Source organism: Streptomyces sp. NPDC050988, from assembly GCF_044456225.1.
In the GTDB taxonomy this organism is placed as follows: Bacteria; Actinomycetota; Actinomycetes; order Streptomycetales; family Streptomycetaceae; genus Streptomyces.
The window spans coordinates 78,948-93,003 of sequence record NZ_JBITFQ010000031.1 but is presented as its reverse complement, the minus strand read 5'-3'; the positions used below and the strand labels follow the sequence as shown (position 1 = coordinate 93,003).

At 72.7% G+C, this 14,056-nt stretch carries 9 protein-coding genes and 1 pseudogene; 7 read left to right on the top strand and 3 right to left on the bottom strand.

Features of this window, described 5'->3' with window-relative positions; genetic code table 11:
• Positions 1–44 precede the first annotated feature (44 nt).
• The 4 genes from ACIBEI_RS40425 (at position 45) to sucD (ending at position 5,771) form a co-directional block, all read left to right on the top strand.
• A complete protein-coding gene (locus ACIBEI_RS40425) occupies positions 45–1,166 on the top strand; it encodes a hypothetical protein (protein WP_398895695.1) in 1,122 nt (373 codons plus the stop codon).
• Positions 1,167–1,410: 244 nt separating this feature from the next.
• Positions 1,411–3,228: a hypothetical protein gene (locus tag ACIBEI_RS40420; protein WP_398895694.1), complete on the top strand. Its 1,818-nt coding sequence runs from the start codon at positions 1,411–1,413 to the stop codon at positions 3,226–3,228.
• Positions 3,229–3,685: 457 nt separating this feature from the next.
• Entirely contained in the window at positions 3,686–4,864 is a 1,179-nt protein-coding gene (sucC, locus tag ACIBEI_RS40415) for an ADP-forming succinate--CoA ligase subunit beta (RefSeq protein WP_143639186.1), read from the top strand.
• 22 nt (positions 4,865–4,886) lie between these two features.
• A complete protein-coding gene (sucD, locus tag ACIBEI_RS40410; protein WP_143639188.1) occupies positions 4,887–5,771 on the top strand; it encodes a succinate--CoA ligase subunit alpha in 885 nt (294 codons plus the stop codon).
• A 131-nt stretch (positions 5,772–5,902) separates the two neighbouring features.
• Here sucD and ACIBEI_RS40405 read toward each other — a convergent pair.
• Positions 5,903–6,868 (bottom strand): annotated as a pseudogene (locus tag ACIBEI_RS40405) (RNA polymerase subunit sigma-24); the annotation flags it as partial.
• 201 nt (positions 6,869–7,069) lie between these two features.
• On the opposite strand from ACIBEI_RS40405, the gene ACIBEI_RS40400 reads away from it, so the two are divergent.
• Positions 7,070–9,436 (top strand): DUF6350 family protein, encoded by a 2,367-nt coding sequence (locus ACIBEI_RS40400; RefSeq protein ID WP_398895749.1) that lies wholly within the window; start codon positions 7,070–7,072, stop codon positions 9,434–9,436.
• A 6-nt stretch (positions 9,437–9,442) separates the two neighbouring features.
• On the opposite strand, the gene ACIBEI_RS40395 is transcribed toward ACIBEI_RS40400, so the two are convergent.
• Together ACIBEI_RS40395 and ACIBEI_RS40390 are read right to left on the bottom strand one after the other, a co-directional pair.
• Complete coding sequence (locus ACIBEI_RS40395) at positions 9,443–10,429, bottom strand: aldo/keto reductase (protein ID WP_398895693.1); 987 nt, start codon at positions 10,427–10,429, stop codon at positions 9,443–9,445.
• Between the two features lie 114 nt (positions 10,430–10,543).
• The gene (locus ACIBEI_RS40390) at positions 10,544–11,452 is read right to left on the bottom strand and encodes a hypothetical protein (protein ID WP_398895692.1); all 909 of its coding nucleotides are present in this window, start codon (positions 11,450–11,452) and stop codon (positions 10,544–10,546) included.
• Between the two features lie 387 nt (positions 11,453–11,839).
• Here ACIBEI_RS40390 and purN point away from each other — a divergent pair, with 387 nt between their 5' ends.
• Entirely contained in the window at positions 11,840–12,460 is a 621-nt protein-coding gene (gene purN / locus ACIBEI_RS40385; protein WP_398895691.1) for a phosphoribosylglycinamide formyltransferase, read from the top strand.
• Entirely contained in the window at positions 12,457–14,055 is a 1,599-nt protein-coding gene (gene purH, locus ACIBEI_RS40380) for a bifunctional phosphoribosylaminoimidazolecarboxamide formyltransferase/IMP cyclohydrolase (protein WP_398895690.1), read from the top strand. The genes purN and purH overlap by 4 nt, the downstream gene beginning before the upstream one ends.
• Position 14,056: the final 1 nt, after the last annotated feature.

Here is a 14,056-nt window from a genome sequence, read left to right as displayed (position 1 = left end):
CACCTCGCTTCACCTCGTCCCTCCGCACGGGAGGCTCTCCCGCCTTGGCCCTGTCAGCCGTACCGCCCGATGCCGCTCTGCGCATGCCGCGCACGACGGCGGGGCGGCGTGCGCTGCAAGTGGCGTTGCTGGTGGGCGGGTTGTTCGTGCTGGGGCTCCTCGGCGGGGAGCAGGCGAGTGCGGCGGACGGAGTCGCGCCGGCCTCGAAGCCCACGGATGTCGTGCGGTCGGTGACGAGTTCGGTCGAGCGGTTGGCGAAGGGTACGGCGGAGCCGTGGCAGCGGATCGGAGAGCGGCCCTCGGGTTCGAACTCACGCTCCGCGACGGTCTCGCCGGCCACCCCGCCGCCGTCCGCTCCCACCGCGGCCCCCGGCTCCGACCCCACCACTGCCTCCGGCTCCGGCTCCGAACATGGGGGACTCCCCAAAGCGATCACACCCGTGACCGACGAAGTCCAGCGAGTCGTAGGGCCGGTCGCCGAGCCGGCCGTGCGGCCGGTGACCGAGCGCGTCGTGCGGCCGGTCACCAAGCAGGCGGCACGCCCGGTCACCGAGCGCGTGATGCCGCCGGTCGCCGAGGATGTCGTACGGCCCATCGGCGATCTGGTGGATCAGATCGCTGGCGGGGTCACCGGCGGGGCCATCGGCGGGATCGTCGAGCGGCCGGCTCCGCCGCAGTGGTGGCCGTCGCTGCCTCAACTGCCCACGCTGCCGGGCCTTCCCGGGCTCCCGGAGTTGCCGGGGCTGCCGTTGCCGGCGGTTCCGGGGCAGACCCTGCCGGTCGGCACGGCGCCGCAGCAGCCCGGCGGGGTGACGGACGACCATCGGGCGGCCGAGAAGCAGTCGCGCGACGACGGCGCGGTGACGGCGTACGGGCCGGGGTTCGCCGGTGGCCCCGCGGCGGCCGGTGACGACGTACGCCGCCACGCGGACACCCGGGACACTCGGGCCGTTCAGGCACCCGTGCACCAGGTTCCCGACGGTGACCCCACGGGTGTGTTGGGGCGTCACTCCGCGGTCGACAACGGGTCGCCGCGGCACGGCGACGCGCAGGCCGTCGCGTTGAACGAGAGGGCCCGGCCGACGCTGGTGCCCGGCGCCGCCGCGGACGTCACCGCGGCCGGGACCCGGGACAGGCACCGGGACATTCCGGCGTTCCCCGGCTAGAGCCGGCCTTCCCCCCCTCGCTGAGACCTGCCGCGCGGGGGCGGAACAGGTCTGCCCGTGCCCGTCCGGACATCACTCCGATCTCTCCGGACGCGATCGGCCGGACACACCCGGACGCGGGCCGCCGCCAAGGCCGTCGGTGCTCGACCCCCCTCACCGACGCGCCGCATCGGCCCCTCCGGACGCCCGGTCCCTCTCCACACCACGTCCCGAACTCTCGGTCTTCCGAAGGACTGACGCACGCATGCACAAGAACATTCGCCGTTCCATCGTCATAGCCGCCGGCGTCACCGGCGCCTGGGCGCTCGGCTCAGCCGTCGCCAGCGCGGACGAACTGCCCGCCACGTCCGCCTCCGTACCCGACGCGTCCCTCTCCGTGGACGACGTGGTCGGCACGGTCACCGACACCGTCGACGGGGTGGTCGGTGACGTCCGCACGGACGTCTCCCCGGCCACCGGCACGACCACGGACACCCTCACGGACGTAACCGACGTCACCGACGGCACGACCGCCAAGGCGCAGGACACCGTCGCCAGGGCGAAGCCGGCCGCCGCTACGAAGACGAAGGCCGCCGACCAGGCCCGCCGGTACGTCGACACCGAGCTCCCGGCCGCCCACAAGACCCAGGCCAAGGCCGTGGCCGCGACCCCCGCGAAGACCGCCGCCGAGGCGACCGCCAGGGCCACCGACGCCCTGCCCGACGCCCTGTCCGACGCCCCCGGCCCCCACCCCCACAGCGAGGTCGACTACCTCTTCGGCCCCCTCTCGGCGTTCGCGCCGGAGCTGGAGCAGGCCCTCGCCGCCACGCAGACGAAGCTCGGGGCCACCCGGCGCACCGCAACCGCCGTCCCCTCCGGCGCCCGTGCGAAGGTGCAGCAGACCGTCGCCACCGCCGGCCGGACCGCCCCCGCCGCCCGCGCCACCACGCATGGCGTGCCCGCCCACCTCCAGAACACGGTCACCGGCCTCCCCTCCACCGTCCGCGGCATCCAGGGGACCGTCACCCGGTCCGTCACCCCGGTCGTCGACGAGACGGCCGCCACCGCGCTGCCGCCCGTCGCCGCCACCGCCGTGCACGGCGTCACCCCGATCGCCGGGCAGGCCGTCGGCGGGGTCGCCCCCGTCGCCGACCAGGCCGTGACCGGAGTCACCCTGGTCGCCACCGCTGCCGTGAACGGCGTGGTCCCGGTCGCCGGCCAGGCCGTGGGCAACACCACCGGCCTCGCCCACGAAGTGGTGGCCGACGCGGTGTCCGACGTACGCACGTACACCGACGGCGTCACCGGCGACGTGACCCCGTACGCGACGGGAGTGGTCGGGAACGTCGGCCCGTACGCGACCGGCGTCGTCGGTGATGTCGCCCCTTACGCGACGGGCGTGGTCGCGGACGTCCCCCCGTACGCCACCGCGGTGGTCACCCAGGTCACCGACGAGACCGTCGACTCCGTCCTGCCGCCCGTGGCCGCCACGGCGGTGGACGGTGTGGTGCCCGTCGCCGGGCGGGCAGTCGGTGACGCGACCGTGCTCGCCGACGGCGTAGTCGGTGTCGTCGGCGACGTGCGGCCCTTCGTGGGCGGTGTCGTCGGTGACGTCCCGCCGCTCGCGTACGGCGTGGTCGGCGAGGTCGACCCGTTCGCGCAGGGTGTCGTCGGCCGGGTCGGCCCCTTCGCCGGGGGTGCCGTCGGCGCGGTGCGGCCGGTCGTGGACACGGTCGTCGAGTACGTCCGGCCCGTTGTGGACGGTGTCGGCGGCAGCGCCACGACGCTGGCGTACGGCGTCACCGGCGACGTACGTCCCTTCGCGGACGGTGTCGTCGGCGAGATCGCCCCGTTCGCGGCCGACGTGACCGGACAGGTCGGGCCCTTCGCGCGGAACGTGACCGGAACCGTCGCGTCGGCCGCCGGCCCGCTGGCCGGAAACGCCGTCGGCGGAGTCGAGGACGTCGCCGAGTCCGTCACCCCGAGCTATCTGCCGACCGCCCGGTACACGGCCAACCCGAACCACGCGCCGACCGCCCGGTCCGGGCAGTACGGGCGGCACGGCTCCCCCTACGGCGTCTGACCGATACGGCGTCTGACCGACGCCTCCGCCGTACGACCGAGCCCGGCGGCCGGTCGTACGGCACCCACCGAACCCCGCAGGGCGACGGCCACGTACGGCCGAAATCCGTCGGTCCGTGCGACCGAAACCCTGTGGTCAGGGCCGGGCGGTCCTCATTGGGGTGGGGACCGCCCGCCCTACGCCCCTTAGGTCACTGTTGGGGGCTGTTCGAGGGGCCTCACCAGGCAAACCCCAGCCTGGTGAGGCCCTTTAAACTGGCAATCTGTGACCGTAATCACCGCCCAGGTGTGATCTGCGATTTACGACCCCACCACGAGCGGGGATAACCTGCGAGGCGGACATGCCGCGTGCCGGCCACCGTGCCCACGCCCTCCTTGTGACCGCGCAGTCACGTTGCCCTTCGCGGCACGCCCACGCAGACAACGAACCGCGAGATACCTGATAGGGACGGACGCGCGTGGACCTGTTCGAGTACCAGGCGAGGGACCTCTTCGCCAAGCACGGTGTACCGGTGCTGGCCGGTGAAGTGATCGACACGCCTGAGGCAGCCCGCGAGGCGACCGAGCGGCTTGGCGGCAAGTCCGTCGTCAAGGCCCAGGTGAAGGTCGGTGGCCGAGGCAAGGCCGGCGGCGTCAAGCTCGCCGCCGACCCCGACGAGGCGGTCGCCCGTGCGACCGACATCCTCGGCATGGACATCAAGGGCCACACGGTCCACAAGGTGATGATCGCCGAGCTGTCCCCGGAGATCGAGGCGGAGTACTACGTCTCGTACCTCCTCGACCGCACCAACCGCACCTTCCTGGCCATGGCCTCGGTGCAGGGCGGCATGGACATCGAGGAGGTCGCGGAGAAGACCCCCGAGGCCCTCGCGAAGGTCCCGGTCAACGCCGTCGAGGGCGTGAACATCGAGAAGGCCCGCGAGATCGTGGCCCAGGCGAAGTTCCCGGCCGAGGTGGCCGAGGGTGTCGCCGAGGCCATGGTGACGCTGTGGGAGACCTTCGTCGCCGAGGACGCGCTCCTCGTCGAGGTCAACCCGCTGGTGAAGACCAAGGACGGCCGCATCCTGGCGCTGGACGGCAAGGTCTCGCTCGACGAGAACGCCGACTTCCGCCAGCCGGAGCACGAGGCCCTTGAGGACAAGGACGCGGCCAACCCGCTCGAGGCCGCCGCCAAGGAGAAGAACCTCAACTACGTCAAGCTCGACGGCGAGGTCGGCATCATCGGCAACGGCGCGGGTCTCGTCATGAGCACCCTGGACGTCGTCGCGTACGCCGGTGAGAACCACGGTGGCGTGAAGCCGGCCAACTTCCTCGACATCGGCGGCGGCGCGTCCGCGGCCGTGATGGCGAACGGCCTGGAGATCATCCTCGGCGACCCGGACGTCAAGTCCGTGTTCGTCAACGTCTTCGGTGGCATCACCGCCTGTGACGAGGTCGCCAACGGCATCGTCCAGGCGCTGCAGCTGCTCGCCGACAAGGGCGAGGAAGTCACCAAGCCGCTGGTCGTCCGTCTCGACGGCAACAACGCGGAGCTGGGTCGCAAGATCCTGTCCGACGCCAACCACCCGCTGGTGCAGCGCGTGGACACCATGGACGGCGCGGCCGACAAGGCCGCCGAGCTGGCCGCGGCCAAGTAAGGGACGAGGGAAAACCACAGCCATGGCTATCTTCCTCAACAAGGACAGCAAGGTCATCGTCCAGGGCATGACCGGCTCCACGGGCATGAAGCACACCAAGCTCATGCTGGCCGACGGCACCAACATCGTCGGTGGCGTCAACCCCCGTAAGGCCGGCACGTCCGTCGACGTCGACGGCACCGAGATCCCGGTATTCGGCACGGTCGCCGAGGCGATCGAGAAGACGGGCGCGAACGTGTCCGTCCTCTTCGTGCCGCCGGCCTTCTCCAAGGCCGCCGTGGTCGAGGCGATCGACGCCGAGATCCCGCTCGCGGTCGTCATCACCGAGGGCATCGCCGTCCACGACTCCGCCGCCTTCTGGGCGTACGCGAAGTCGAAGGGCAACAAGACCCGCATCATCGGCCCGAACTGCCCCGGCCTCATCACGCCGGGCCAGTCCAACGCCGGCATCATCCCGGGCGACATCACCAAGCCGGGCCGCATCGGCCTGGTCTCGAAGTCCGGCACGCTGACGTACCAGATGATGTACGAGCTCCGTGACATCGGCTTCTCGTCGGCCGTCGGCATCGGTGGCGACCCGGTCATCGGCACGACGCACATCGACGCGCTCGCCGCGTTCGAGGCCGACCCCGACACCGACCTGATCGTCATGATCGGTGAGATCGGCGGCGACGCCGAGGAGCGGGCCGCGGACTTCATCGCGAAGAACGTGACCAAGCCGGTCGTCGGCTACGTCGCGGGCTTCACCGCGCCCGAGGGCAAGACCATGGGCCACGCCGGCGCCATCGTCTCCGGCTCCTCCGGCACGGCCGCCGCGAAGAAGGAGGCCCTGGAGGCCGCCGGAGTCAAGGTCGGCAAGACCCCGACCGAGACGGCGAAGCTGGCCCGCGCCATCCTCGCCGGCTGACCACGGCTCCTGGCAGCCGGCCCCTCGCCGGCTGATTCGCAGCCTGTACGCGGACGGGCCCGCACCCCTTCTCCAGGGGTGCGGGCCCGTCCGCGTCGCCGTCTGTCCGGCGGGTTTCGTACCCGTGCCCCTCAGCGGAGTTCAGGCCGGAGCCTCTCCGGACCGCTCTGGAACGTCGAGCGGAGCTTGGCGCGGAGTTCCTGCTCCTCCTCGGACAGCGGACCGGGGCCCGACCGCGGCGGAACCCCGCTGATCGTCGCGGCGGGCGCCTGCGGGGCCTCGTAGTGGTCGGGAGCCGTGCGGAGCGTGAACGCGGTGGACCCGATGAGCAGGACCGTGAAGGCGATCGCCGCGCGGGTCCAGCGGCGGGCGCGGCGCTCGCTTCCCGACCGCACCACGACGGGTTTCGCGGCGGTCCGCAGCGACTCCTTGCTCCCCAGCTCCGTCAGCCTGAGCCGCAGCTCCCGCGGATCCGCCAGCTCGGGCACGCGCGCGGCGACGACCTCGCGCGCGTGCAGCAGCCGGCCCACCGCCGCGGGCGTGCTCGCCTCCGTCTCGGCCGCGGTCTCCGGCAGCCCGATGCCGAGCCCGTCGTGGAGGAGCACGGTGCGCCGGTACGCCGGTGGCAGGCCGAGCAGTACGGAGAGCAGCCGGCGGTCGTCCAGGGCGGCGGGCGGTGGCTCCGGAGTCCGGTGCCGAAGACGCAGCCGGTGCCAGGGGGACGTCGCGTACTCGTACGCCGCCGCCCGCACCCAGCCCGCCGGATCCCGGTCGACCGCCACCTCCGGCCAGCGCTGCCACGCCAGTTGGAAGGCCCGCTCCACGGACTCGCGCGCCAACTCGCGCCGCCCGGTCAGCAGATAGGTCTGCCGTACGAGGGCGGGGGCCGCGTACGTGTAGAGGGCGTCGAAGGCCTGACCGGGCGTCAGGGCGGGGGCGGGGGGCGCGGGTTCGAGGTCGGCCTCCACCTCGGTCCCGTCCTGGCTCTCCGTCTGGTACTCCGCCTCGGTGTTCACCTCGGTCCTGTCCTCGGCCTCGGCCTCCGGAAGTGGCGGCGGGCAGGCAGGGGTCTGCGTCACCGGGCGCCCCTTCGTACGTAAAAGTACATAAAAAGTATCTTGAGCGACACATCCGGAGTTCGCCTGTTACGAGGAGAAAGCGCGTGTCGTTGGGAGCATGGCGGCGTGACCCAGACGACCGACCGCAGTCCGGACCGCAGCCCGTCCCTGCCGACCCCGCCGGCCAAGCCCGCCCTGCCGGCCCGATGGCGCAGGAGGTCACCGGGACTGGCCGCGAGCATGGTCGGCGGCGCGCTCGCCGCGGGGCTCGGACTGGCGGCGTTCACCGTACTCGTGACGGTTCTGTGGATCAGTTCGCCCTATCCGGACAGCGGTCCTGACGGGGCGTTGCATGTCGCCGCCGGGCTGTGGCTGCTCGCGCACGGCTGCGAACTCGTCCGCACGGACACGCTGTCCGGCGTACCCGCGCCCGTCGGCGTGACCCCGCTGCTCCTGGTCGTGCTGCCCACGTGGCTGCTGCACCGCGCGGGGCGCGACGCGGCGGACGGCGACGAGGAATCGGCACCGCCCGCCGTCCGCACGGCCTGGGGCGGTGTCGTCGCGGGCTATCTGACGGTCGGCGCGGCCGCGGCCGTGTACGCCTCGGACGGTGCGCTGAGTCCGTCCTGGGCGTCGGTCGCCGTATGGCTCCCGCTGCTCGCGGTGACCGCGGCGGGGGTGGGCGCGTGGACGGCGTACGGGCGCCCCCGGGAGCCGCTGGCGCCGCCCGTGCGCCGGGCTCTCCGCGCCCTCCCCTTCGACTCCTTCGTCTCCTTCTCCTCCGCCGTCCCCGGGTTCCGGCTCCCGGCCGCCGTGCGCGCGGCGAGCGCGGGTGCGGCGGTGCTCGTGGGGGGCGGGGCCGTGCTGGTCGGCGCCTCGCTGGTGTGGCACGGAGGCCTGGCCCGCGAGTCGTTCCTGCATCTCACGGAGAGCTGGTCGGGACGGTTCGCGGTCCTGCTGCTGGCACTCGTCCTCGTGCCGAACGCGGCGGTGTGGGGGGCGGCGTACGCCCTCGGACCCGGCTTCGTACTCGGCGCGGGGCACGCGGCCGATCCCCTGATGTCCTCACCAGGTCCGCTGCTGCCGCCCTTTCCCCTGCTGGCGGCTGTCCCGGTCGCGGGCCCCGGCACTCCGGTGAACTGGGCGGCGGGGGCCGTGCCGTTGGTGGCGGGCGTGGTGGTGGCCTGGTTCACGGTGCGGGCGGGGGTGCCGGGGCGGAAGGACGCGGGGGAGGGAGACGGAGAGAGTAAGAGGAAGAAGCTCCGGGTTCCGGTGGCGGCCGACCGTGGTGAGGCCTGGTCGCCCGGCCGGACCGCCGGCAACGCGGCCCTCGCGGCACTCCTGTGCGGACTGGCACTCGCGGTCCTCGCCACCCTGTCGGGCGGCCCCCTCGGCACGCACGCCCTCGCCGACTTCGGCCCCGTCTGGTGGCAGACGGGGCCCGCGGCGGCCGGGTGGACCGCGGTGGTGGGCGTGCCGGTCGCCCTCGTCCTGCGCGCTTTGCGGTTGCGAGAGCCGCGAGTACGGGTGCCGCGGGCGCCCCGCGTACGGGCTGTGCGGGGGAGTGGGGTTCGGGGGTGGGCTTCTTGGGTGCGGGGGCCTTGGGGGCGGAGGAAGGGAGTTCAGGAAGCGGTGGTTCCTGAACTGGCGGTTCAAGAACACGGGGTGCAAGGGAACGGGGTGCAAGGGAACGGGGTGCAGGGGAAAGAGGTTCAGGAGCATGTGGGCCCGAAGCGTTCGGCCAATGAGCCTGTGGGCGGGGCGACTCCGGTGCCTGAGCCTCTGCTCGCGAAGCGTTTGGCGGATGAGCTTCTGGTCTCGGGCTCCTCGGCCCGTGAGCTTCTGGGATCGGCGCCTTCGGGCGCGAAGCTCTCGGCCGATGAGCTTTCGGGCGGGGTGGCTCCGGCTCATGAGCGGCTGGTCCGGGAGCCGTCGGCCGAGGAGCCGCAGTCACACCTTCCGGGCTCCGAGCCGTCAGGAGGCCCGTTCCCGTCCCACGCCCCCAAGCGGTCAGGAGGGGCTCGCCCGGGCGACGAGCCGTCCGAGCAGGCCCATCAGCCGGGCTTCGGGCTCTCCGAGGGGGCTTCTCGCCCTGAGTGGTCCTCTGAGCGGGCCCCTCGGACCGAGCTCAAGTCCTCCCAGCAGACCTCTCGCCCCGCAGCCGGGCCCCCCGAGCAGACCCTGCACCCCAAGTCCATCGCCCCCGAGAGCCTCGCCCACCAGCCCCTCGAACCCGAGCCGCCCGCATCCCCGCTCCACCGCCGCCCGGCGCCCGAACTCCCCACTGAACCCCCGCCGCCCCTGCGCGCCCAGAGCACTCAGCCCACTCAGCCCACCCCGCGCACCAGCTGGTTCTCCCGTGGTCGGCGTCGGCGGCAGCCGGAAGGGCCGCCCGGCATCCCCGGCGCCCCCGTCACTCCCCGCACCCCCGCCGAGACTCGCCGCGCCACCCCGGACCCCGACTTCGAGCCGTACGACTTCCTGCCCCCTTCCGACTCCTTCGGCTCGCTCTGGCACGACGACGTCTCGCGTGAGGCCCGCTGGGCCGCTCTCAAGCAGGCGTCCGGCCCGACCGACTCCCCGGACCGGGGGGACCGAAGGGACTGACGGGGGTCAGCGGGCCGCGTCCAGCCGGGCCCGCTGATCCGCCGTCAGTTCCAGGTCCACCGCTGCCAGGTTCTCGTTCAGCTGGGCCACCGAGGAGCAGCCGACCAGGGGGATCGCCGGGACCTCGCCGTCGATCAGCCATGCCAGGACCACCTGGTTGACCGTCGCGCCGGTCTCCTCGGCGACCGAGCGGAGCGCCGCCAGCCGGGCCGGGGTGCCCGCGTGGTCGAACTCCGGGCCGAGCGGCTTGTCCTCGCGGACGTAACGGCCGGACAGGAGCGGGGTGTAGGCGACGAGCGTGAGGGACGGGTCGTCGCGCAGATAGCTGAGCAGGTCGCCGCCGGTCACGCCCTGGTCGCCGTCCGGCGAGAGCTGCCCGGGCAGGTCGGCGCGCTTGCGCAGATAGCTGTGCTGGTACTGGAGGACCTCGTAACCCGGCAGGCCGGCCGCCGCCGCGAGGCTCCGGGCCCGCTCCAGGCGCCAGGTCCAGTGGTTGCTCGCGCCGAGCAGCCCGACCGTGCCCTCGGCGACGAGTTCGGCGAAGCCCTCGACGGTCTCCCGCGGGGCAACGGTCGTGTCCTCGATGTGGGCGTACAGCAGATCCAGCTTCGGTACGCCGAGCCGCTCGCGGCTGCCCTCCACCGCCTCCCGGATCGCCTTGGCGGACAGTCCCTCCGGGTTGTCGGTGTAGCTCGTGCCAGGGGCGAGCGGCCGTGCGCCCAGCTTCGTGGCGATGACGATCTCGTCGCCGATGCCACGGCTGCGCCGCCAACGGCCGAGCAGGGCCTCGCTCTCGCCGCCCTGCGTACCGTCGACCCAGAACGCGTAGTTGTCGGACGTGTCGATGAACGTGCCGCCCGCCTCGACGAACCGGTCGAGGATCGCGAACGAGGTCGCCTCGTCCGTGACCGTCCCGAACAGCATCGCGCCGAGGCTGAGGACGCTCACCTCACGGCGGGTCCCGGGGGCCGTTCCGATCGTGCGGTAGCGCATGCGGGTGTCCTCCCCTTTCGGCCCGCCGAGCGGCGGGCGTCGAGAGGAGCATGGATTTTGAAGCGCACTCCAAGTCAACCCACGCCTGCAGCACGTACGAAGCAGGGCCTGGCCTCAGCCCTGCGTCCCCAGCAACCCCCGCAGCTCCTCCGGCAGCAACTTGTCGCAGGACTTCTTCGCCGTGTTCGTGAGCGAGTCGTTCACGCACGTGTAGTAGTCGCTGTACACGAGCTGGGCCGTGAAGGTGGCCGCGACCATGGCGAGGGCCAGGGACGCGGTGACCAGGCCGCTGATCGCCGCCGTGGTCTGGGGCCTGGCGCCCGAGGTGGGCGGCGCCGGGGTGTTCGGATCCGGCGTGCGCGGCGGCTTGGCGCGCAGGGCGCTGATCGCCCAGTACATGGCCAGCGCGCCGAGCAGCAGCGCCACGTACGGCCAGCTGAAGAGGGCGAAGAAGAACGCCCACATACCGGACAGCAGCGCGAACCGCGCGCGGCGCTGGGCGGGGTCCGTCGGGTCCCAGCGCATGCCGGTGCCTGGGCCGCCGGGCCCTTCCGGACCGTTCTGGCCGCCGCCGGAGCCGCCGTTGGATCCGCCGTTGGGACCGGGCCGGTCACCGAAGCGGCCGCCTTGCGCGGGCCCCGGTTGGCGGTCGCTCCACTGGCTGCCCCAGGGGGAGCCGTCGCCCTCGCCCCGGCCGTCCTGGCCGCCCTCGCCCTGTCCGCCCGCGGGCCGCCGCGGCTGCCAGGGCCGGTCGGGCGTGCCCTCGGGCGGCGGGGCGAAGGGGTTGTCGTCGGCAGGAGGCTGCGGCGGCTCGGGCCGCTGCCCGGAGTCGGGCGCACCGGAGCCGCCCGCGCCACCGGAGCCGCCCCGGCCACCCGAGGAGCCCTGCCCACCTGCGGAACCCTGCCCGCCCGCGGAGCCCTGCCCGCCCTCGGGCACGTCGTCGCTCTCCCGCGGCGGCGTGGGAGAAGGGCGCCGCTCGCGCAGCAGGAGCGGAGGGAGTCGGAGACTGCGGTCCGGCATCAGGTGTGCGTCTTCCCCTTGATGGTCTCTGGCGGCAACGTGTCCACAGAGCTGGTTACGTGTCCGGGGCTCGCGCCCAAGCGTTCGTACCCGTCCCTGGTCAACGTCCCGTGCGCGAAAGGCGTTCCCCTGTGCGCACCGTGTTCCCCGGGCGGATCCTCCCCAGACGCTACCTTCCGGCCACGCCCCCGTCCCGTGGGGGCCGCCCGGTGTGCCGGTATCGTTGCTGACGGTCGGCCGCTTCGTAGACTTCCCCGTATCCGGGGGCTCGATGCATTCGTACGACCGTACAAACGCCGACCGCGGACGCACTCTCACCGAGAGCCGCCTCCCAAGAACCCCACGAACCCCCAGGAACCCCGAAAACCTCCGAGAAAGGGCCCCGCCGTGGCCAAGGCCAAGCGCCTCGTCGTGCTGGTCTCCGGATCAGGTACGAATCTGCAGGCCCTCCTCGACGCGATCGCGTCGGAGGGGACGGCCGCCTACGGAGCCGAGATCGTCGCGGTCGGCGCTGACCGCGACAACATCGCGGGCCTGGAGCGCGCCGAGCGTGCCGGGCTTCCCACCTTCGTGTGCCGGGTGAAGGACCACGCCACGCGTGACGAGTGGGACAGGGCACTGGCCGAGGCCACCGGCGCGTACGAGCCGGATCTCGTCGTCTCGGCCGGGTTCATGAAGATCGTGGGCAAGGAGTTCCTGGCCCGCTACGGCGGCCGGTTCGTGAACACCCACCCCGCGCTGCTGCCGAGTTTCCCGGGGGCGCACGGCGTTCGCGACGCCCTCGCGTACGGCGCGAGGGTCACCGGGTGCACCGTCCACTTCGTCGACGACGGCGTCGACACCGGCCCGATCATCGCTCAGGGCGTGGTCGAGGTCCGGGACGAGGACGACGAGAGCGCTCTGCACGAGCGCATCAAGGAAGTCGAGCGAAGGCTGCTCGTCGATGTCGTGGGGCGGCTCGCCCGCAACGGCTATCGCATTGAGGGACGAAAGGTATTTATCCCGTGACCGCCGAAGGTACGCAGGGCACTCAGGGCACGCAGGGTTCGCAGGACACGAAGCGGGTCATCCGCCGCGCGCTCATCAGCGTCTACGACAAGACAGGTCTTGAAGACCTCGCCCGCGGCCTGCACGCGGCCGGTGTCGAGCTGGTCTCCACCGGCTCCACCGCCGGGAGGATCGCCGCCGCCGGAGTCCCGGTCACCAAGGTCGAGGAGCTCACCGGCTTCCCCGAGTGCCTGGACGGCCGGGTCAAGACGCTGCATCCGCGCGTGCACGCGGGCATCCTCGCCGACCTGCGGCTGGAGTCCCACCGGCAGCAGCTCGGCGAGCTGGGCGTGGAGCCGTTCCAGCTGGTCGTCGTGAACCTCTACCCGTTCCGCGAGACCGTCGCCTCGGGCGCCACGCCCGACGAGTGCGTCGAGCAGATCGACATCGGCGGCCCCTCGATGGTCCGCGCCGCCGCCAAGAACCACCCGTCCGTGGCCGTGGTCACCAGCCCCGAGCGGTACGCCGACGTGCTGTCCGCGGCCCGCGACGGCGGCTTCGACCTGCACGCCCGCAAGCGGCTCGCCGCCGAGGCGTTCCAGCACACGGCCGCGTACGACGTCGCCGTCGCCTCCTGGTTCGCGAGCTCGTACGCGCCCGCCGACGATTCGGCCTTCCCCGACTTCATCGGCGCGACCTTCGAGAAGAGCAGCACCCTGCGCTACGGCGAGAACCCGCACCAGGGCGCCGCGCTGTACGTGGACGGCAGCGGCGGTCTGGCCGACGCCGAGCAGTTGCACGGCAAGGAGATGTCGTACAACAACTTCACGGACACGGACGCCGCGCGCCGTGCCGCGTACGACCACGACGAGCCCTGTGTCGCGATCATCAAGCACGCCAACCCGTGCGGTATCGCGATCGGCGCGAACGTCGCCGAGGCGCACCGCAAGGCGCACGCCTGCGACCCGGTGTCGGCGTACGGCGGTGTGATCGCCGTCAACCGCCCCGTCTCGAAGGAGATGGCGGAGCAGGTCGCCGAGATCTTCACCGAGGTCATCGTCGCGCCGGAGTACGAGGACGGCGCGCTGGAGGCCCTCACCAAGAAGAAGAACATCCGCGTGCTCCGCGCCCACCAGGGCCCGGCCGCCTCCGTCGAGGTCAAGCAGATCGACGGCGGCCGGCTCCTCCAGGTCGCCGACCGCCTCCAGGCCGACGGCGACAACCCGTCCTCCTGGACCCTGGCGACCGGTGACGCCCTGTCGCCCGGCGAGCTGGAGGAACTGGCCTTCGCCTGGCGGGCCTGCCGCGCGGTGAAGTCCAACGCGATCCTCCTCGCCAAGGACGGCGCCTCCGTCGGCGTCGGCATGGGTCAGGTCAACCGCGTCGACTCCGCCAAGCTCGCCGTCGAGCGCGCGGGCGCCGAGCGGGCCCGGGGCGCCTTCGCCGCCTCGGACGCCTTCTTCCCGTTCCCCGACGGCCTGGAGATCCTCACCGACGCCGGCGTCAAGGCCGTGGTCCAGCCCGGCGGTTCGGTCCGCGACGAGCTGGTCGTCGAGGCCGCGAAGAAGGCGGGCGTGACGATGTACTTCACGGGGACGCGGCACTTCTTCCACTGAG